The sequence below is a fragment of the Glycomyces halotolerans genome, assembly GCF_054779575.1.
In genome coordinates this window covers 18,141-38,056 of record NZ_BAAGXZ010000031.1, presented here as the reverse complement: position 1 = coordinate 38,056, position 19,916 = coordinate 18,141, and the positions used below count along the sequence as shown (strand labels likewise).

Genomic DNA, 19,916 nt, shown 5'->3' with positions numbered 1-19,916 from the left:
TCAAGTTCACCAACGGCCAACTCACGCTCGCCAAACAGTCCGAACCTCTGAAGATCCGCTGGTCGCGCAGACTTCCGGTCGGCGCGGTGCCCTCCACCGTGACCGTCTCCCGCGACGCGGCCGGACGCTGGTTCGTCTCGCTCCTGGTCGAAGCAGACATCCCGACCCTGCCGGAGCGGGACACGGCGGTCGGCGTGGACGCCGGGATCACGAGCCTGCTCACCCTCTCCACCGGTGAGAAGATCACCAACCCGCGCCATGAGCGGCGCGACCGCGAGCGCATCCGCAGACGACAGAAGAACCTGTCCCGCAAGCAGAAGGGCTCGAACAACTACCGCAAAGCCCAGATCGAACTCGCCCGGGCTCACGCCCGCATCGCCGACCGGCGGCGCGACTCCCTGCACAAGCTCACCACCCGGCTGGTCAACGAGAACCAAGTGATCGCCGTGGAGGATCTGCACGTGCGCGGGATGCTCGCAGGCGGCCGTCTGTCGCGTGCGATCGCGGACGCGGCCTGGACCGAGTTCCGCCGCATGATCGAGTACAAGGCCGAATGGGCAGGCCGGACCGTGGTCGCCGTCGACCGTTGGCTGCCTTCCAGCAAGACGTGTTCGGCGTGCGGCACGCTCAAAGCATCGGTGCCGTTGTCGCAGCGGGTCTTCGAATGCCCCGCGTGCGGGCACACCCAGGACCGCGATGTGAACGCGGCGGAGAACATTCTGGCGGCCGGGCTGGCCGTTACCGCCTGCCGAGACGGTGTAAGACACGAACCCTCCTAGGGCGAGTGCGACTGTCGATGAAACAGGAAACCCAGTCGGTGACGACTGGAATCCCCTCCCTTCAGGGAGAGGAGGAAGTCAAGTTGTGGTATTGACTGGCCCCCTGCCCGGCCCTGACCCGATCCACGAGCGGGCGCTTCGCAGCCGGCCCTTCATCGGCGAGCTGCGCGATCGCCTGGCGAATCAAACCGGCACTCAGAGGATCGTTCACCTCGATATCTAGGAGCCACTCTCTTACCGCGGGGTGCGTCTTGATGTTCCAAGTCACCCTAGAAACATAATATATTTGTCATAGTCAGCGTAGCAGCGACACATCGCGCGCGCAAAAATAATCCGCCTGGACGGATAACCCCGTCCAGGCGGATCCATCACTGGTCACGCCTCGCTAATGCACCTCTGGTTCAGCGGCGGAGGGGCCGTGGTTCGTGCGGGACTCGACCACCTCGGCCACGTGGGCGACCGCCTCGTCGATCGGGACGCCGTTGCGCTGGGAGCCGTCCCGGTAGCGGAAGGAGACGGTCCCGGCGTTCTGGTCGTCGTCGCCGGCGATGACCATGAACGGGATCTTCTGCAGCTGCGCGTTGCGGACCTTCTTCTGCATCCGGTCGTCGGAGTGGTCGACCTCGGCGCGGAGGCCGCGCTCACGGAGCCTGCCGATGAAGCCCTCGAGGTAGTCGGCGTTCTCGTCGCGCACCGGGATGCCGACCGCCTGCACCGGGGCCAGCCAGGCCGGGAAGGCGCCGGCGTAGTGCTCCAGCAGCACCCCGAAGAACCGCTCGATCGAGCCGAACAGGGCCCGGTGGATCATGATCGGCTGCTTGCGGGTGCCGTCGGCCGCCGAGTACTCGAGCCCGAACCGCTCCGGCTGGTTGAAGTCCAGCTGGATCGTCGACATCTGCCAGGTCCGCCCGATCGCGTCCTTGGCCTGCACCGAGATCTTCGGGCCGTAGAACGCCGCACCGCCCGGATCGTCGACGAGGTCGAGCCCGGACTCCTCGGCCACCTGCCGGAGCATCGCCACCGAGGACTGCCACAGGGCGTCGTCGCCGATGAACTTCGGCGAGTCGTCCTTGTCGGAGATCTCCAGGTAGAAATCGTCCAGGCCGTAGTCGCGCAGCAGCTGCAGCACGAACTCCAGCAGGCTCTTGATCTCCCCGGGGGCCTGCTCGTCGGTGCAGTAGATGTGGGCGTCGTCCTGGGTCATGCCGCGCACACGGGTGAGCCCGTGGACCACACCGGACTTCTCGTACCGGTACACCGACCCGAACTCCGACAGGCGCAGCGGCAGCTCCCGGTAGGAGCGGCCCCGCGACCGGTAGATCAGGTTGTGCATCGGACAGTTCATGGCCTTGACGTAGTAGTCGGAGCCCTCGAACTCCATCGGCGGGAACATCGAGTCGGCGTAGTACGGCAGGTGCCCGGAGGTCTCGAACAGCTTCCCCTTGGTGAGGTGCGGGGTGTTCACCAGCTCGTACCCGGCGGCCTTCTGGCGTTCGCGCAGGTAGGACTCCATCTCGTAGCGGACGATGCCGCCCTTGGGATGGAACACCGGCAGGCCCGAGCCGAGCTCCTCGGGGAAGCTGAACAGGTCGAGCTGCTGGCCGAGCTTGCGGTGGTCGCGCTTGGCGGCCTCCTCCAGGCGCTGGAGGTACTCCTTCTGCTCGGCCTTGGTCGGCCACGCGGTCCCGTAGATGCGCTGCAGCTGCGGGTTCTTCTCCGAACCCATCCAGTAGGCGGCCGCCGAGCGCATGATCTTGACCGCGCCTATGAGCCTGGTCGACGGCAGGTGCGGGCCCCGGCACAGGTCCGACCAGCACCGCTCGCCGCTCTTGGGGTCGACGTTGTCGTAGGCGGTCAGCTCGCCGCCGCCGACCTCCATCACCTCGTCGGCGTCGGCGCCCTCGCCCTTGGTCTCGATCAGCTCGAGCTTGTAGGGCTCGTGCGCCAGCTCGGCGCGCGCCTGGTCGAGCGAGTCGTACCTGCGGCGGTGGAAGGTCTGCCCCTGCTTGATGATCTGAAGCATGCGCTTCTCGATCTGCTTGAGGTCCTCGGGAGTGAACGGCTCATCGACGTCGAAGTCGTAGTAGAAGCCGTCGGTCACCGGCGGTCCGATGCCGAGCTTCGCCTCGTGCAGCTCCTGGACGGCCTGAGCCATGACGTGCGCGGCCGAGTGGCGCATGACGTTGAGGCCGTCGGGGCTGTTCAGCGGCACCGGGTCGACCTTGGCGTCGGTCTCGGGGGCCCAGTCGAGGTCGCGCAGCCGCCCGTCGGCGTCGCGGACGACCACGATCGCGTCGGGTCCCTTGACGGGGAGGCCGGCCTCGACCACGGCGTCGGCGCACGTAGTGCCAGCCGTCACCCAGAGCGGTTCGACGACGGCTGGACTGGTGTTCGGCGCTGCGGATGCCACGGTTCTCCCTCGTTCGCTCGGCCGAGCCGGACTCGGCACTCGTATTCGGGTCAATGGTAATCGCCGGCGCAGCCCGGACTCCAACGCATTACCGCGGTCGTGCCGCGGCCGCGAGCGGATCCGAGGCGCGCCCCGACCGAGGTCTCGCCTCGGCGAGCGACAGTACCGTTGGAGGCGAACCACGTGCCCGTCGCTCGGGCGCGCCGCAGTCCTACCGGAGAGGTCGCTCATGCACCGAGTGCTGCTGACCGGATTCGAACCCTTCGACTCGATCGACGGCAACGCGTCGTGGGAGGCGGTCAAAGCCGCCGCGGAACAGCCGGTCGCGGGCACGGTGTTCGACACGGCGCTGCTGCCGGTGACGTTCTCCGGCGGTCCCGACGCGCTGGAGACCGCGATCGAACGGGCCGAACCCGACGTGGTCCTCGCGGTCGGACAGGCGGCGGGCCGTCAGGCGGTGACCGTGGAGCGGGTGGCCGTGAACCTCGTGAACGCCTCGATCCCGGACAACGACGGGCGACAGCCGGTCGGCGTACCGCTGGACCCCGGCGGGCCGGACGCGTACTTCACGAATCTACCGCTGCGCCGCTGCGTGGCGGCCGCGCGGGGGGCCGGAGTGCCGACGGCCGAGTCGCTCACCGCCGGCTCGTACGTGTGCAACGCGGTCTTCTACCGGCTCATGCGCCTCGCGACCGTCCGCCCGGGGCTGCTGGGCGGGTTCGTGCACGTGCCGCTGACGCCCGAGCAGTCCCTCGACGGCGGCTATCCGACGCTGGCGGCCGAATCTGCGGGCCGGGCGCTGGCGGCGATCGCCGAGGCGGCCTTCGCCGGTCAGGACTCCTTCGGCCCCGCCACCGGCGCGACGCACTAGTCGGCGGTCAGCACGATCTTGCCGAAGTGGCCCCCGGCCTCCATGACGCCGTGGGCCTCGGCGGCCGATTTGAGCGGCATGCGGGTGGTGACGACCGGTTTGATCTCGCCGGAGTCCAACGATGGCCACACGTGCTCGAAGACTTCGGCGAGGATCTGGCGGCGCTGCTCGATGGGCCTGGCGCGCAGGGTGGTCCCGGCGATGGTGTGGCGCGCGGTGAGGAGCCTGCCGAGGTCGATCTCGGCCGTGCGTCCCTTCTGGAGGCCGATGATGGTCAGGCGGCCGTCGGTCGCGAGGGCCTTGAGGTTGTCCTCGAAGTAGGCCGCGCCGATGATGTCCAGGACGGCGTCGGCGCCCCCGGCGGCCTGGAGCTGCGCGGCGAAGTCGTCTTCTCGGTAGTCGAGGACCTTGTCGGCGCCGAGTCCTTCGAGTTCTTTCGCGAAGTCCGAGCGGGCGGTGGTCCAGACTTCGGCGTGGAGGAGCCGGTGTGCGAACTGGACGGCGAAGGTGCCGATGCCGCCGGCGCCGCCGTGGACGAGGACGCGCGGCGGTTCGTCGCCGCGTGCGCCGAGCAGGTAGCCGAGGTTGGAGTAGACGGTGGCGGCGGCCTCGGGCAGCGTCGCCGCGTCGACCAGGTCCACGCCTTCGGGCTTGGGCAGGACCAGTCCGGCGTCGACGGTGGCCAGTTCGGCGTAGCCGCCGCCGGAGAGCAGCGCGCACACCTCGGTGCCGACCAGGCTGGAGTTGTCGTCGTCGCCGACGGCGATGATGGTGCCGGAGACTTCGAGGCCGGGCCAGGCGGGCGTGCCCGGCGGCGGCGGGTAGTGGCCGGCGACTTGGAGCAGGTCGGCCCGGTTCACACCGGCGGCCGCGACTTCGATGAGCACGTCTTCGGGGCCGGGCTCGGGGTCGGGAACCGTGTCGGGCACGAGTTTCCCGTCAACGACGGTCAAGGCAAGCATGATGCGAATCCTAAGACTTACGTCCCCTCGCTGGAGTGGCCGGGGAACAGATGGGCGTCGGGGTCGATGATGACCGCGGCGTTGTTGACGGCCGTGGCCGCCTCGCCGAAGCCGGTGGCGATGAGCTTGACCTTGCCCGGGTACTGGGCGATGTCGCCGGCGGCGAAGACCCTGGGCAGATTGGTCGCCATTGTGGAGTCGACGAGCACGGTGCGCCTGTCGATCTCCAGGCCCCATTCGGTCAACGGTCCCAGGTCGGCGGTGAAGCCGAGCGCGGCGACCACGGTGTCGGCCGGGAGCTCCCGGGTCTCGTCCTCGCCCTTGACCTGGATCTCGACGCCGGTGACGCGGTCGCCGCCGACCAGGCGGGTGATCTGGGTGTTGACGATGATCGGGACGCCGAGCGCGCGGACGCGCTCGACGCTGGCGGCGTGGGCGCGGAACCGGTCGCGGCGGTGGACGAGGGTGACGCTGCGGGCGATGGGGTGCAGCGCCAGCGCCCAGTCGAAGGCGGAGTCGCCGCCGCCGACGATCACGACGTCGTGCCCCGCGTGGGCGGCCAGTTCGGGGACGAAGTAGACCACGCCGTCGCCGTGGAAGTCGTCGGCGGCCGGGAGCGGCCGGGAGGTGAAGCTGCCGAGGCCGCCGGTGATGAGCACGGTCTCGCAGGCGGCGCGGGTGCCGTCGTCGAACTCGAGGACCGGTTTGCCGTCGGCGTGGTGGAGCTTCTCGGCCCGGCGGCCGAGCAGGTACGCGGGGTCGTACTGGGCGGCCTGCCGGACCAGGTTGTCGACCAGGTCGCGGCCCTTGATCTCGGGGAGCCCGGCCACGTCGAAGATGAGCTTCTCGGGGTACATGGCGGTGACCTGGCCACCGGGTTCGGGAAGCGCGTCGGCGACTACGGTTGACAGGCCCCGGAACCCGGCGTAGTAAGCGGCGTAGAGGCCGGTGGGCCCGGCGCCGATGATGGCGAGATCCACTTCGATATCGGGCATTCACGATCACCGACTCCGTTGGTTGGGGTACATCACCACATCTTGACATCCTCTCCTCCCTGAGAAGCGAGGAGATTCCCGGCTTGCGGTTCACTGCTGCGTTCCGTCTACGGGTGGGTTCCTGTTTCAACGGCCGGTGCCCGGTTTCCTGGGTCTTACCTGGCCTCCGCAGGCGTTTTATCTCTCCGCATGCCCTGCGGCGAGAGCCGCGAGGCACCTGCCTTCGCGGCGGATGTTGATCTCGGCATTCGCGTCCCGGCCGTGCTCGGCTCCACATGCGCACGCCCACCGACGGACGCTGAGCCCGTCCAGGCCCCCGGCCCGGTGAGCGCGCCACAGGCCGAGCACAACCGGGTGGACGGGAAGTATCGGTCCACGGCCGCGAATATCCGCCCGGCACGGTGCGCTTTGGATTCGAGGCGGGCGAGGAACATGCCGAACGCCGCGTCGGCCACCGACTTGGCCATGCGTGACCTCGCCAGTCCCTTGACGTGCAGGCTCTCCGCATAGATGCCTTGGTTCTCGGCAACGATGCGGGCCACCTGCTTGTCGACCCAGTCGGATCGAGTGTGCTTGACCTTCTCGTGGATCTTCGCCACGCGGACGCGGGCCTTGGCCCGGTTCGCCGATCCCTTGGCCTTGCGGGAGAGTTCCCGCTGCGCCTTCTTGAGTTTGCGTTCGAGCTTGCGGAAGAACTTCGGCGACTCGATGACCTTCCCGCCGCGCAGGACCGCGAAGCTCTTGAGCCCGAGATCGATGCCGGTCTCAGCGTCCTCGTCCGGAATCGGTTCGGCTGCCTCTGCGCCGTCGTCCAGCTCGACCACGAACGAAGCGCAGTACTTCCCAGTCGCGGTCTTGATGACCGTGACCGAGGACGGCGCGGACGGCAGTTCGCGGGACCAGGCCACCTTGACCTCCCCGATCTTCGGCAGGCGCAGCCTGCCGCCCGTGAGCACGGCGAACCTGGCATTGCGGGTGAAGCGGATCGCCTGCATGCCCGTGCGGCGCTTGAACCTCGGCGGACCGATGCGCGGGCCCTGCCGCTTGCCTTTGAGCGAGGCGAAGAAGTTCCGCCACGCACGGTCGGCGTCAGCCAGGGCCTGCTGCAACACCACGGCCGACGTTCCGGCCAGCCACGCCCGCTCGGGGGTGTGCTTGGCGTCGGTGATCAGCGCCTTCGACAAGGCGGCCGTGGCCGGGTACGGCAGACCCTCGGCGTGCGCGGTTTTGCGGGCGGCCACGGCGTCGTTGTAGACCACCCGCGCGCACCCGAACGCCCACGCCAGCGATTGCCGCTGGGGACGCGTCGGGTAGATCCGATACCGGTACCGCAAGAGCGCGCGAATATGATACTCATATCAGCCCATGCGTCCGCTTATGGTCTCGCGGGCCCGCTTCGCGGGACCGCGAGCAGGCAATCGCCCCGGATTCACCTCCGGCCTGAAGGCCGGAGCATTCTCCGGGAGACCGGTAGCGATCGTGACGGGGTGGCGGGACCGTGACGGTCGGCCGCATCGCGGACGGCGGCGAGCGGCGCAACTAGACTGGGCCGCTCACGAGAGAGAGGCTGAGCACTTGTCACGGTCGGCACTGATCACCGGCATCAGCGGTCAGGACGGCTCGTACCTCGCCGAGCTGCTGCTCGCCAAGGGATACGAGGTCCACGGGATCGTGCGGCACACTTCGTCGCTGATCGCCAATACCTCCCGGCTCGACGCGGTCTACCAGGACCCGCACGAGTCGGGGCGCAGGCTCTTCCTCCACAAGGGCGACGTCACCGACGCCGGTCTCCTGGTCAATCTCATCCGCGACATCGAGCCCGACGAAATCTACAATCTCGCCGCGCAGAGCCACGTGCGCGTGAGCTTCGACCTGCCGGAGTACACCGCGAACGTCACCGCGCTCGGGGCGATCCGGATGCTGGAGGCCGTGCGCGCCTCGGGGATCGACACCCGCGTCTATCAGGCCTCCACTTCGGAGATGATCGGGCTGGCCGTCCCGCCGCAGGACGAGAGCACGCCGTTCCACCCGCGCAGCCCGTACGGGGTGGCGAAGCTGTACGCGCACTGGGCGACGATCAACTACCGCGAGTCCTACGGCATGTTCGCGGTCAACGGCATCGCGTTCAACCACGAGAGTCCTCGCCGCGGCGAGACGTTCGTGACCCGCAAGATCACCAGGGCGGTCGCTCGGATCGAAGCGGGCGTCGAGAAGCGGGTCTACCTGGGGAACCTCGACGCGGTGCGCGATTGGGGCTACGCGCCCGAGTACGTCGAGGCGATGTGGCTGATGCTTCAGCACTCCCAGCCGGTCGACTACGTCATCGCGACCGGACGGCCCGCGACCGTCCGCGACTTCGCCGAGGCCGCGTTCGCGCACGCCGGGCTCGACTGGCGCGACCACGTCGAGCACGACGACCGGTACGAGCGGCCGGCCGAGGTGCCCGAACTGGTCGGGAACCCGGCGAAGATCGACCGGGAGATCGGCTGGAGGGCCCGCGTGCACTGGGACGAGCTGGCGCGGCTCATGGTCGACGCCGACCGGGCGGAGTTGCGCGGGCGCTGAGCTCGCGACTCGGCCCGCGCGGCGGCGGCCGGAAGCCACCGAACCGGCCTGACCGGTCCGGAGAGTGGATACCATCGCGGACATGACTGATCTCAGCGCACCGATCACTCTCAACGACGGCGTCTCCATGCCGCGCATCGGCTACGGCACCTACAAGGTCGGCGACGACGAGGCCCGGCGCACGGTCGAGACGGCGATCGAACTGGGCTACCGGCTGATCGACACCGCCGAGATGTACGGCAACGAGGTCGGCGTCGGACGCGCCGTCCGCGACTCGGGGCTGCCCCGCGAGGACGTCTTCCTCACTACGAAGGTCTGGAACGACCACCACGGCTACGACGCGGCCCGGCGCGCGATCGAGGAGTCCCTCGAGCGTCTGGGCGCCGACTACGTCGACCTGTACTTGATCCACTGGCCGTCCCCCAAGCAGGGCCTCTATGTCGAGACCTTCGACGCCATGCTCAAGGCCAAGGAGGAGGGGCTGATCCGCTCGGCCGGCGTGTCGAACTTCCTGCCCGAGCACCTCCGCCGTATCCACGACGAGACCGGCGTGTGGCCGTCGGTCAACCAGGTGGAGCTGCACCCCTATTTCAACCAGGCCGAGCTGCGGGACTGGCACGCCGAGCACGGCGTCGCCACCGAGTCGTGGGGACCTCTGGGCCAGCGCACCGGCTCGCTGCTGAAGGAGGCCGCGGTGGCCGAGACCGCCGAGGCGCACGGCAAGTCGCCGGCCCAGGTGGTCATCCGGTGGCATCTGCAGCGCGGCTGCATCGTGATCCCGAAGTCCTCGCGCGCCGAGCGCATCGGCGAGAACCTGGACGTGTTCGATTTCGAGCTCACCGAGGACGAGCTCGCGAGGATCGACGGACTCGAGACCGGCAGGCGTCAAGGCATCGACCCTGCCGGCGGCGACCGTTGAGCGGGCTCCCGGAGACGGGGTCGGACCCGGCGCATATTGTGGACGACGTGACGATCGTGCTCGTGCACAGCCCGTTGACCGGCCCCTCGGTATGGGACGGTGTGGCCGACTCGCTGCGGCGCGGCGGCCGCCGGGTGTCGGTGCCGTCGTTCGCCGACGTGTTCGCCTCAGGACCGCCGTATCATGACGCGGTCGCCGAGTCGGTCGGCCGCCAGATCACCGAGGCCGCTCCTTCGGGCGCGGTGGTGCTGGTCGCGCACAGCGGCGCCGGGGCGCTGCTGCCGACGATCGCCGAAGCGGTTCCGCAGGCGGCCGGGGCCGTCTTCGTCGACGCGCTGCTGCCGCATCCGGGCGAGAGCTGGTTGGAGTCGGTCCTGCCGGAGATGCGCGAGCATCTGCTCGGTCTGGCCGAGGACGGCGTACTGCCCAAGTGGAGCGACTGGTTCGGGCCGGAGGTGACGGCGCAGCTGTTGCCGGACGCCGACATCCGCGAGCGGTTCGTCGAGGAGCTGCCGCGGATACCGTTGGCGTATTTGGAGGAGACCACCCCCGAGTCGGAGGTCTGGCCGCCTCCTCGATGCGCGTATGTGCGGCTGAGTGAGGTGTACCGCGATTACGCGGCCGAAGCCGAGCGCATGGGCTGGCCCGTTCGGCACCTGGACGGGGACCACTTGGCGATCATGACCCGCCCGGACGAGACGGCTGCGCTGCTGACCGAGATCCTCAACGGGTGGCCGTGAGCCCGAGCTCGTCGGCCAGCGCGGTGACGCCGTCGACCACATGGGGGCCGTCGAACAGGGTCGGGTCGTTGTGTCCCGAGGCGTCGACCTCCACGACCGTCACCGCGGCTCCGGCCCGCTCGGCGGCCTCGGCGACCGCTCGGCTCTGCTCGACCGGGACGATTTCGTCGTTCTCGGAGAGGATCACCACGACCGGGGCGGTGTTCGACTCGAGGTGCTCGGTCACGGGGTAGCGGTCGCGCAGCAGCAGGCCGACCGGCAGGAGCGGATAGTGGTGCCGGCCGGTGTCGGCCAGGCTGGTGAACGGTGAGCGCAGCACCAGTCCCGCGGGGTCGACCTCGGTCGACAGTGCGGTGACGACTCCGGCGCCGATGCTCTCGCCGAACAGCAGGATCCGGTCGGCCTCGAATCGTTCGCGCAGGTGCTCCCAGCCGGCGCGCGCGTCGTCGTAGAGGCCCTGCTCGCTCGGTGACCCGGGGTTGCCGCCGTAGCCGCGGTATTCGAGCAGCAGTGCGGTGAAGCCCTCGTCGGCCAGGGCGGCGCCGAGTCCGACGCGGTCGGCGCGATTGCCGGCGTTGCCGGGCGCGACGAGGACGGCCGCGGCACGGTCGTCCGCCGGTGCGGGCGCGATCTCCCAGGCGGTGAGCTCGAGGTCGTCGCTCGTGTGGAGCGTGACGGCGGTGGCGCCGGGCGGGGGCGTCGGGGTCGAGGTGTCCGGGTGGTAGATCAGCGCGCGCTGCCCGAGCCAGGCGGCGAGGACCACCAGCGCCCCGATGAGGACGACGATGACGGCGAAACGCGCGATCCCGGTCCACGGCATAGGTGCATTATGCCGGGGCCTCGGCTCAGAAGCTCACTTCCCACTCGCCGGGCTCGGGTGCGGAGGAGAATTGGAAGTCGCCGCCGGCCTCGGCACGGCCGAGGGCCTTGAGTTCGCCCACCGGCGTGAACTCGAACGTGAGTTCCGCGGCCTCGACGGGGATCTCGAACACCGCGGTCTCGAGCACCCAACCGTCTCCTTGGTCTTCGCCTTCGTTCCATTCGACCGGTTCATAGGATTCGTCGTCGTTCCATACTTTGAGGGCGCGCCCGCGGTCGAGTTTCCAATGGACGTAATCGAGGTATTCGCTGTCCTCGGAGCCGCACCATCGGAACTGGAAGGTGAGGTGGGCATGTCCGTCCGCGGCCCAGCCGCGCTCCTCGGACCACACGGACCTCGTCACCTCGGACCAGGAGCTGCTGCAGGTCACCGTGAGTACGCCGATGTCGTTGATCATCTTGATCTCGTCGAACTCGTATCCGCCGCTGCCGGCGAATGCGCCGAGGCCGAGGTCGTTGTAGTAGGCGCCGATCGGATCGATCTGGGCTCCGGTGCGCAAGTCGAGGCCTTGGGCGCGGCCTTCGTCTTCGACCCACAGGACGGCGTCGTCTCCCGCCGGCACGGTGACGGCGACGTAGCCGCCGCGGACGGGCAGGGAGCCGAGCTCGAGCTTCTGGCCGCCGGCTTCGATCCACGCTTCGACGGCGCCGAGTTCGTGTTCGCTCTCGTAGGTCGGTGCGATGGCCATCTGGTTGACGAGGTATTCCGCTCCGCTGATGAGCTGCGGCAGGTCGTCCAGTTGCTCGGCTTCGGCAACGACGTGTTCGGGGATCTCGGATCCGGCGTAGTGGCAGAGGAACGAGATGGAGAAGTGGGGGCCTCTGAGGTCCGAGCCGTTCTCGTAGAGCCGGGCGTCGTCGCCCTGCTGGCACCAGGCGGTATCGCTGGTTCCCCTGACCGTCTCGTAGAGGCCGGTGGTTTCGAGGGGTTCGATGGCCGCGCATCCGGTGGCGCCGAGGGCGAGTGCTGCGAGCGGGGCGAGGCCATTGGTTATGGGGTTCCGTGATCGAGGCACGCACGGAGCATAAGCGAACACAGTTCGTAATACCGCAGTAGACGGTTGGCCCGCTCCCCCGGCTTCAGCCGATGCCGTGGCGGACGGCCCACAGGGCTGCCTGGGTGCGGTCGGCCGCGTTGATCCGGCGCAGCAGGTTCGTCACGTGCGTCTTCACCGTCTTCTCCGAGACGCCGAGGGCCCTGGAGATCTGCCGGTTGGTCTGGCCTTTCGCGATCAGGCCCAGGACCTGCCGCTCGCGCGGTGTCAGCGACGGCGCGTCGCCGCCGCCGTTCCCGGACATGAGTCCGCGCATCGCCGCCGGTGAGAGCAGCGCTTGTCCGGCGTGGACGGTTCGGATGGCGGCGGCGAGCGCGTCGGGGTCGATGTCCTTGTAGACGAAGCCGGCGGCACCCGCCTCGATCGCGGCCGGTACCCGCTCGCCGTCGGTGGCCGAGGTCAGCACCAGTACGCGGGGTCCGTCGGCGTCGAGGCGCTCGAGCACCGACTGGCCGTCGAGGCCGGGCATCTTCAGATCGAGCAGGACCACGTCGGGCTTGTCGGCGGCGATGACGGCCAGCGCTTCGTCGCCGTCGCCGGCCTCGCCGGCGATCACGAAGTCGGGCTCGAGCTCAAGGTAGGCGCGCAGTCCTTGGCGGACCACGGGGTGGTCATCGACGAGCAGGATTCGGATCATCTCATTCACGGTGCAGCTCCAGGGTGATGACGGTGCCGTGCCCCGGGGCGGTGGCGACGTCGAGCCTGCCGCCGAACGCGGTGGCCCGCTCGCGCATGGACAGCAGGCCGAGCCCGCGGGTGGCCGCCTCTTCGGCGTCGAATCCGGCGCCGTCGTCGGCGATGACGATCCGGTCGGCCTCGACGGCGACGTCGACGCGGCCGGCACCCGCGTGCCGGAACGCGTTGCCGAGGGCCTCTTGGACGATCCGCAGGACCTCGACCTCGCAGTCGCGGGAGAGGTCCACCGGCGCTTCGGCGGTGAAGGACACTTCGGTGTCGTGGAGGCGGTCGAGCAGGGTCACGTGCCGCCGCAGGGTCTCCACCAGGCCGTGGGCGTCGAGGTCGGCGGGCCGCAGTTCGATGATGACGCCGCGCAGTTCGCCGATGGCGTCGGCGGCGAGCGCTTCGACCTCCTCGAGCCGTTTGGCGGCTTCGGCGGGGCTGGTCTCGACCTGTTTGGCGGCCGCGCGAGCCGACAGGCGCAGGGAGAACAGGCGCTGCATGACCGCGTCGTGGAGCTCGCGCGCCAGCCGGTTGCGCTCTTCGACGACGGTGAGCTCGCGGCTGCGCTCGTACAGGCGGGCGTTGGTGAGCGCGATGGCCGCGTGCGAGGCGATCAGTTCGATCAGCTCGGTGTCGGCCTCGGTGAACGCCGGCCGCCCCAGGCCGTTGGTGAGGACGACGATCCCCAAGGTCCGGTCGCCTTCGCGGATGGGGACGCCGAGCAGCGCGGCCATGGACGGGTGGGCCTTGGGCCACCACCGGTAGCGCGGATCGCGCCGCAGGTCGGGCAGGCGGATCGGATCGGTCTCGGTGAGGATCGCGGCGAGCATCCCGTGCTGGCGCGGCAGCGGCCCGATCTCGAGGCGCTGCTCCTCGCTGATGCCGTCGGTGATGAACTCGGCGAAGCCGCCGGCCTCGTCGGGGATGCCGATCGCGGCGTAGTCGGCGCCGACCAGGCGCCGCGCCGAGGAGACGATCACCTCGAGCACCTGGGAGACCGACAGGTGGCGCGTGATCGCGCCGACGGCGGCCGACACCTCGTGCAGCAGCGCCGTGGAGTCGGAATGGGAAGCGGTCACGCCTCCAACCTAGTCGAAATCCCGGGCCGCGCACTCCGACGCTGGTCCTAGGACCCCCGGTGCAGGACCAGCGCGACCTGAGCCCGATGTGCCCGGGCGCGAGCGGCCATAGCGTCGATCCCATGAACACCAACGAGAATCGCACCGCCATCATCACCGGCGCCTCGGCCGGACTCGGCCGGGCGCTGGCCGAACGACTCGCCTCCGACGGCTGGAGCCTGATCCTGACCGCCCGCGGCGCCGAGCGCCTCGAAGCGGTCGCCGAGAAACTCGGCGCCGCCCACTTGGCCGGCGACGTCGCCGATCCCGAGCACCGGCAACGGCTCGTCGGCTTGGCCGAGGGCCGGATCGACCTGCTGGTCAACAACGCCTCCACGCTCGGTCAGACGCCGCTGCCGGAGCTGCGCGAGGCCGACCTGACGGCCTGGCCGCGACTGTTCGACGTCAACATGCGCGCGCCGATCGCGCTGGCGCAGCTGGCGCTGCCCGCGCTCAGGGAGCGCCGGGGCGCCATCGTCAACATCTCCTCCGACGCCGCGGTCGGCCCGTACCCCACGTGGGGTTCCTACGGGGCCGCCAAGGCGGCGCTGGACCAGTTGTCGAACGTCCTCGCCGCCGAAGAGCCGGACGTGGCCGTCTGGGCGGTCGACCCGGGCGAAATGGACACCGACATGCTGGCCGCCGCGGTCGGCGAGGCCGACGCGGCGGAGGCCGGCTCGCCCGCCGCGTCCGCCGACGCGATCGCCAGGATCGTCGCGGCGCGCCCGGCCAGCGGCCGCATCGAAGCCGCGACTTTCGCTGGGGTGAGTGCACGATGAGCACCACGCTGTCCTCCCCGTTCGACTTCGCGCTCGACGCCGCGCTGGAGGCCGACCGGCCCGCCGAGCGCCGCGGCTGGGCGTCCTCCCGCTCCGACGTGCGGCTGCTGTCGACCGACAAGGCCACCGGCGAGATCGGCCACCACCGGTTCGCGGACCTGGGCTCGCTGGTGAGGCCCGGCGACCTCCTGGTGGTCAACAATTCGGCGACGCTGCCGGCGTCGGTGCCGACCAAGCACGGCTGGAAGCTGCACTTCTCCTCGACGCGCGAGGACGGCTCGTGGCTGGTGGAGCTGCGCGACGGGCCGCGTCCCTACCTGGGCGAGGTCCCCGGCGGTGTCGTTCACCTGCCGGGAGGCGTCCGGCTGGTCTTGGAGGAGCGGTTCGGCAAGCGGCTGTGGGTGACGCGGCCGCCGGTCGAGTCGGTCCCGGACTACCTCGCCGAGCACGGCAAGCCGATCCGGTACTCCTATGTCGATCGCGACTGGCCGATCGAGACGTACCAGACCGTGTTCGCCACCGTCCCCGGATCGGCCGAGATGCCGAGTGCGGCCAGGCCGTTCACCGCGCCGATCGTCACGAGGCTGATCTCGGCCGGCGTAGGGATCGCGCCGATCACGCTCCACACCGGTGTGGCGTCGCTGGAGAGCGACGAGGACCCCTACCCCGAGTGGTTCGAGGTCGGCGAGTACACCGCGCGGGCGGTGAACGCGGCCCGGGCCTCCGGCGGCAGGGTCATCGCGGTCGGGACCACCGCCGTCCGCGCCCTGGAGAGCGCGGTCGAAGGCGGAGCGGTCGCGCCGGCCTCCGGGCACACCGATCGGATCGTCTCGCCGGCCGAGCCGCCCGCGGTCGTCGACGGCCTGCTCACCGGTTTCCACGAGCCGCGCTCGACGCACCTGTCGATGCTGGAGGCGCTGTGCGAGACCGAGCTGCTGCGCGAGTCGTACGCCGCCGCGATCGAGGGCCGCTACCTGTGGCACGAGTTCGGCGACGTCCACCTCATCGCTTAGGGCGCGTCAGGCGGTCCGGTTACAACCCCGGTAGCCGGACCGCCTTCCGCGGCCTTGGCGAAGCCTGCGAGCCATGAATTAGCCGAGCGAGCGAACGAATCGACTCCGATTCGACCTCGCCCTGAGCTGCTAAACGCGCCCTAGTCGACGTAGATGTCCGGCTGGAATTCGGTCTGTCCGGGTACCACCGAGTACCCGGACAGGTCGGTGATGCCCTCGGCGGCGAGCACGTCCTCGACCAGGACGGCGTTGCCGGTGTAGGAGTCCGGGTCCTTGGCGAGGATCGCCAGGGCGGCGTCGGCGACGATCTCCGGTTTGCGGCTGCGCTCGATCATGGGCCGTCCGCCGAGGGCGAATTCGACGGCGGCGGTGGCGATGGTGGTGGCCGGCCACAGGCAGTTGGCGGCCACGCCCGGCTCGGTGTTGCCGGCGCCGAGGGTCATGATCGTCATGCCGTACTTGGTGGCCGTGTAGGGGCCGCCGTCGAACCACTTGGCGTCGGTCGCCAGGGGCGGGGCGATGGTGAGCAGGTGGGCGTGGTCGGAGTCGCGCAGGTGCGGCAGGGCGGCCGAGACGGTCGCGAAGGTGCCGCGCAGGTTGACGGCGGTGATGAGGTCGAACTTCTTGAGGCTCATTTCGCCGAGCGGCGTGAGGTCGAGCGCGGAGGCGTTGTTGACGCAGATGTCGAGGCCGCCGAAGGCACTCGCGGCCTGGTCGACCGCCGCGGCGATCGCGTCGGCGTCGCGCAGGTCGCCGACGATCGGCAGGGCCGTGCCGCCGGCTTCCTCGATTTCGGCGGCGGTGTCGTAGATCGTGCCGGGGAGTTTGGGGTGGGGTTCGGCGGTCTTGGCGAACACCGCGACCTTGGCGCCGGCCGCGCCGAGCGCGACGGCGATCGCCTTGCCGATGCCGCGGCTCGCGCCGGTGACGAAGGCCGCTCGCCCTGCGATGGGGTGGTCGTTGACGGCTGGCTTCATTGCTCTGCCTCCAAGTAGTCGATTCGCCCTGATACTACTAGCCGGTAACTTACCGGGGTGCGGGACTCGCGGCACGGCTGAACGAAACCTGGGAACCGGTCCAGAAGTGCCGTGGAAACGCCCGCGGACCCTTTCGGCCTCCACGCGCCTGAAATAAGCTGGCCGGGCAGAAGAACCCGACGACCGAGGGAGCGGTGGATGACTTCGACCAGTGAACCCGCCGGAGCCGCGCCGCCCGAGGTACCGGTCAGGTCCGACGGTTCCCCCGCACGCCTCCTCGTCGTCGACGACGAGGAGAGCCTGGCGGACCTGCTGGTCGAGGCGCTCTCGTTCCAAGGCTACGACGTCGACTCCGCCGGTACCGGCACCACCGCGCTCGCCGCCGTCGAGGAGCGTCGGCCCGACCTCATCATCCTCGACGTCAACATGCCCGGCCTCGACGGCTTCTCCGTCGCCGAGCGGCTGCGGTCGAACGGCGACCGCACCCCGATCATCTTCCTCACCGCCCGCACCGCCCCCGGCGACCTCCGCGAAGGCTTCGGCTCCGGCGGCGACGACTACCTGATGAAGCCGTTCCGGCTCGAAGAGCTCTCACTGCGGGTCTCGGCCGTCCTGCGCCGCACCATCGGCAACGGGTCCGCCGCGATCCGGCCCGACGACACCGTCACCGTCGCCGACCTCTCACTGGACCTCGCCGCGCACCAAGTCAGCCGCGCCGGCACGACCGTCGACCTCTCCCCCACCGAGTTCCGGCTCCTGCGCTACCTGGCCGCCAACTCCGGCAGGGTGGTGTCCAAGCAGGAGCTGCTCAAGCAGGTCTGGGGCTACGACTTCGAAACCGAGTCGAGCCTGGCCGAGACCTACGTGTTCTACCTGCGCCGCAAACTCGACAAACTCGGCCCCCGCCTGATCCACACCGTCCGCGGCGTCGGCTACATGCTGCGCGAACCGCAGGAGTAGCCCGTGGCGATCCGCACCAAGATCGCCGTCGCGATGGCGATTCTGCTGCCCTTCGCCGTGTCGATCATCGGCTTCGTGACCGTCCAGATCGTCTCGGACAAACTCACCGACCAGGTCGACGAGCAGCTCGGCAAGGTCGCGACCGCCTCGAACCTGAGCAGATGGCTCAACCAGGTCAAACTCTCCGAGGCCGGCCCCGGCGACTTCGCGCCGGGCCCGTCCTCGGAGTACGCGCTGATGCTGTTCAACGAGTCCGGCGAGCTCGAGCTGAGCCAGCAGTCGGGCACCGTCGACGACTACGACCCGCTGCCGCGGATCCAATCGCCGCCCCAGACCGGCGAGTTCTTCAACATCCGCTCGCACGACGGTGCCATGGCCTACCGGGCCTACGCCGCCGACTTCCTGTTCACCGACACCGGCGCCACCTACACCTTCGTCGTCGCCGCGCCGTTGCGCACCGTCCACGATTCGATCGCGACGCTCACCCGGACGGTCGTCATCACCGGACTCGTGGTCTCCGCCATGGGGATCGTGGCGGCGTGGACCATCACCCGGCGCGGCATGAGACCGGTCGATCAGATGGTCGCCGACGCCGAGACGGTGGCCGCCGGGCACCTCGCCCACCGGATCACCCCCGCCGACCCGCGCACCGAGATGGGAAGGCTATCGCTGGCGCTCAACCGGATGGTCGCCCGGCTCACCGCGGCGATCGCCGAGCGGGACCGCCAGCACGAGCGGCTGCGCCAGTTCGTCGCCGACGCCGGCCACGAGCTCCGCACACCGCTGACCGCGATCGGCGGGTACGTGCAGCTCTACCAGTCCGGTGCGGCCGCTTCGGGGGAGAAACTCGACCGGGCCATGGAGCGCATCGGGTCCGAGAACGCCCGGCTGGCCAAGCTCGTCGACGACCTCATGGTGCTCTCCAGACTCGACGAGGAGGTCGGCGGCGACCGCGAACTGGTCAACCTCGCGCAGCTCGCGCAGGACGCCGTCGACGACTCCGAGGTCGCAGATCCCGGGCATCCCGTCGAACTGCGCGCCCCCGAGGAGGTCACCGTGGTCGCCAACGAGGGCCAGCTGCGCCAGGTGCTGGTGAACCTGCTGACCAACGCCCGGGTCCACACTCCCGACGGGACGCGCATCGACGTCACCGTCCAGAGCGAGGGAACCTGGGCGCTGCTTCGCGTCGCCGACCACGGGCCCGGCATCCCCGCCGAGCACCGCAGACGCGTCTTCGACCGCTTCTACCGGGCCGACCCCTCGCGCTCGCGCGCCACCGGCGGCTCCGGGCTCGGACTGTCCATCGTGACCTCGATCGTCTCCGGACACGGCGGCGACCTGAGACTTCACAGCGAGGAAGGCGAAGGCACCGCCGTAGAAGTGCGCATTCCCAAGGCGCAGTTCGAGTCCTAGCCCATGTCCTTCGGACCGTGCTCCCAGTCCCTCGGGCGAGCCCTCGGGATCACCAGCGGCGTCCCGGTCACCGGGTCGCCGATCACCAGGCAGGGCAGGTCGAAGACCTTCTCGACGATGTCGGCGGTGACGATCTCGGCGGGCGGGCCCTCGGCGACGATCGCGCCGTCGCGCATGGCGATCAGGTGGGTGGCGTAGCGGGCGGCCTGGTTGAGGTCGTGGAGCACCGCCACGAGGGTGCGGCCCTCGCGGTGGAGTTTGTCGCACAGGTCGAGCACCTCGATCTGGTGGGTGATGTCGAGGAACGTCGTCGGCTCGTCGAGCAGCAGCAGCGGCGTCTGCTGTGCCAGCACCATCGCGATCCACACGCGCTGGCGCTGCCCGCCGGAGAGCTCGTCGACACCGCGAGCGGCCAGATCGCCGACGTCGGTGGCCTCCATGGCCTCGACCACGACGCGTTCGTCATCGGCCGACCACTGCCGCAGGATGCCCTGATGCGGGTAGCGCCCGCGGGCGACCAGGTCGGCGACGGTGATGCCGTCGGGGGCGATCGCCGACTGCGGCAGCAGCCCGAGCCTGCGGGCGACGGCTCGGGTCGGCTGCGAGTGGATGTCGCGCCCGTCGAGCAGCACCCGCCCGGCCGAAGGTTTCAGCATCCGCGCCAGGGCCTTCAGCAGCGTCGACTTGCCGCAGGCGTTGGGCCCGATGATGACGGTGAACCCGCCTTCGGGGATCTCGACGGTCAGGCCCTCGGAGACGGCGACGCGGCCGTACCCGATCGTGGCCTCCTGCACGGACAG

General features: G+C 69.8%; 18 protein-coding genes and 1 pseudogene. 9 read left to right on the top strand and 10 right to left on the bottom strand.

The features are described from left to right. A pseudogene (locus tag ACYVL2_RS18875) lies at window positions 1–874 on the top strand (RNA-guided endonuclease InsQ/TnpB family protein); the annotation flags it as partial. A gap of 290 nt (window positions 875–1,164) precedes the next feature. Here ACYVL2_RS18875 and thrS read toward each other — a convergent pair. Beyond that, on the bottom strand, window positions 1,165–3,189 hold the full coding sequence (thrS, locus tag ACYVL2_RS18870; RefSeq protein ID WP_460546225.1) for a threonine--tRNA ligase: 2,025 nt from the start codon (window positions 3,187–3,189) through the stop codon (window positions 1,165–1,167). Between the two features lie 229 nt (window positions 3,190–3,418). Between thrS and ACYVL2_RS18865 the strand changes: the two genes are divergently transcribed. Further along, complete coding sequence (locus ACYVL2_RS18865; RefSeq protein WP_460546223.1) at window positions 3,419–4,060, top strand: pyroglutamyl-peptidase I; 642 nt, start codon at window positions 3,419–3,421, stop codon at window positions 4,058–4,060. Here the strand turns inward: ACYVL2_RS18865 and ACYVL2_RS18860 are convergent. From ACYVL2_RS18860 to ACYVL2_RS18850, 3 genes are all read right to left on the bottom strand, one after another. After that, a complete protein-coding gene (locus ACYVL2_RS18860; protein ID WP_460546221.1) occupies window positions 4,057–5,022 on the bottom strand; it encodes an NAD(P)H-quinone oxidoreductase in 966 nt (321 codons plus the stop codon). The genes ACYVL2_RS18865 and ACYVL2_RS18860 overlap by 4 nt on opposite strands. A gap of 17 nt (window positions 5,023–5,039) precedes the next feature. Then, complete coding sequence (locus ACYVL2_RS18855; RefSeq protein ID WP_460546219.1) at window positions 5,040–6,017, bottom strand: NAD(P)/FAD-dependent oxidoreductase; 978 nt, start codon at window positions 6,015–6,017, stop codon at window positions 5,040–5,042. 155 nt (window positions 6,018–6,172) lie between these two features. After that, window positions 6,173–7,351 carry an RNA-guided endonuclease InsQ/TnpB family protein gene (locus ACYVL2_RS18850; protein ID WP_460546217.1) on the bottom strand — a complete coding sequence of 393 codons (1,179 nt, stop codon included), beginning with the start codon at window positions 7,349–7,351 and terminating at the stop codon, window positions 6,173–6,175. A gap of 241 nt (window positions 7,352–7,592) precedes the next feature. Here ACYVL2_RS18850 and gmd point away from each other — a divergent pair, with 241 nt between their 5' ends. The 3 genes from gmd to ACYVL2_RS18835 all read left to right on the top strand — a co-directional run bounded on the left by gmd (window position 7,593) and on the right by ACYVL2_RS18835 (window position 10,241). Beyond that, a complete protein-coding gene (gmd, locus tag ACYVL2_RS18845; RefSeq protein WP_460546215.1) occupies window positions 7,593–8,582 on the top strand; it encodes a GDP-mannose 4,6-dehydratase in 990 nt (329 codons plus the stop codon). 82 nt (window positions 8,583–8,664) lie between these two features. Further along, the gene (locus tag ACYVL2_RS18840; protein WP_460546213.1) at window positions 8,665–9,501 is read left to right on the top strand and encodes an aldo/keto reductase; all 837 of its coding nucleotides are present in this window, start codon (window positions 8,665–8,667) and stop codon (window positions 9,499–9,501) included. 47 nt (window positions 9,502–9,548) lie between these two features. Next, window positions 9,549–10,241, top strand: a complete 693-nt coding sequence (locus tag ACYVL2_RS18835) for an alpha/beta fold hydrolase (RefSeq protein WP_460546211.1) — start codon at window positions 9,549–9,551, stop codon at window positions 10,239–10,241. On the opposite strand, the gene ACYVL2_RS18830 is transcribed toward ACYVL2_RS18835, so the two are convergent. The 4 genes from ACYVL2_RS18830 to ACYVL2_RS18815 form a co-directional block, all read right to left on the bottom strand. Next, window positions 10,225–11,061 carry an alpha/beta hydrolase gene (locus ACYVL2_RS18830; protein WP_460546209.1) on the bottom strand — a complete coding sequence of 279 codons (837 nt, stop codon included), beginning with the start codon at window positions 11,059–11,061 and terminating at the stop codon, window positions 10,225–10,227. The two genes, ACYVL2_RS18835 and ACYVL2_RS18830, sit on opposite strands and share 17 nt — an antisense overlap. Window positions 11,062–11,086: 25 nt before the next feature. Continuing rightward, entirely contained in the window at window positions 11,087–12,136 is a 1,050-nt protein-coding gene (locus tag ACYVL2_RS18825; RefSeq protein WP_460546207.1) for a hypothetical protein, read from the bottom strand. 64 nt (window positions 12,137–12,200) lie between these two features. Next, window positions 12,201–12,821: a transcriptional regulator gene (locus ACYVL2_RS18820; RefSeq protein WP_460546205.1), complete on the bottom strand. Its 621-nt coding sequence runs from the start codon at window positions 12,819–12,821 to the stop codon at window positions 12,201–12,203. Then, entirely contained in the window at window positions 12,814–13,935 is a 1,122-nt protein-coding gene (locus ACYVL2_RS18815) for a GAF domain-containing sensor histidine kinase (RefSeq protein ID WP_460546203.1), read from the bottom strand. Before ACYVL2_RS18815 ends, ACYVL2_RS18820 begins: the two co-directional genes overlap by 8 nt. A gap of 122 nt (window positions 13,936–14,057) precedes the next feature. On the opposite strand from ACYVL2_RS18815, the gene ACYVL2_RS18810 reads away from it, so the two are divergent. Then, on the top strand, window positions 14,058–14,753 hold the full coding sequence (locus ACYVL2_RS18810) for an SDR family NAD(P)-dependent oxidoreductase (RefSeq protein ID WP_460546201.1): 696 nt from the start codon (window positions 14,058–14,060) through the stop codon (window positions 14,751–14,753). Continuing rightward, a complete protein-coding gene (locus ACYVL2_RS18805; protein WP_460546199.1) occupies window positions 14,750–15,766 on the top strand; it encodes an S-adenosylmethionine:tRNA ribosyltransferase-isomerase in 1,017 nt (338 codons plus the stop codon). The genes ACYVL2_RS18810 and ACYVL2_RS18805 overlap by 4 nt, the downstream gene beginning before the upstream one ends. Window positions 15,767–15,906: 140 nt before the next feature. Here the strand turns inward: ACYVL2_RS18805 and ACYVL2_RS18800 are convergent, their stop codons facing one another. Further along, window positions 15,907–16,743, bottom strand: coding sequence for an SDR family oxidoreductase (locus ACYVL2_RS18800; protein ID WP_460546197.1), 837 nt, complete (start codon window positions 16,741–16,743; stop codon window positions 15,907–15,909). 198 nt (window positions 16,744–16,941) lie between these two features. On the opposite strand from ACYVL2_RS18800, the gene ACYVL2_RS18795 reads away from it, so the two are divergent. After that, window positions 16,942–17,703 carry a response regulator transcription factor gene (locus ACYVL2_RS18795; protein ID WP_460546195.1) on the top strand — a complete coding sequence of 254 codons (762 nt, stop codon included), beginning with the start codon at window positions 16,942–16,944 and terminating at the stop codon, window positions 17,701–17,703. A 3-nt stretch (window positions 17,704–17,706) separates the two neighbouring features. Next, window positions 17,707–19,116, top strand: a complete 1,410-nt coding sequence (locus tag ACYVL2_RS18790) for a sensor histidine kinase (RefSeq protein ID WP_460546193.1) — start codon at window positions 17,707–17,709, stop codon at window positions 19,114–19,116. Here ACYVL2_RS18790 and ACYVL2_RS18785 read toward each other — a convergent pair. Continuing rightward, a complete protein-coding gene (locus tag ACYVL2_RS18785; RefSeq protein WP_460546227.1) occupies window positions 19,113–19,916 on the bottom strand; it encodes an ABC transporter ATP-binding protein in 804 nt (267 codons plus the stop codon). The two genes, ACYVL2_RS18790 and ACYVL2_RS18785, sit on opposite strands and share 4 nt — an antisense overlap.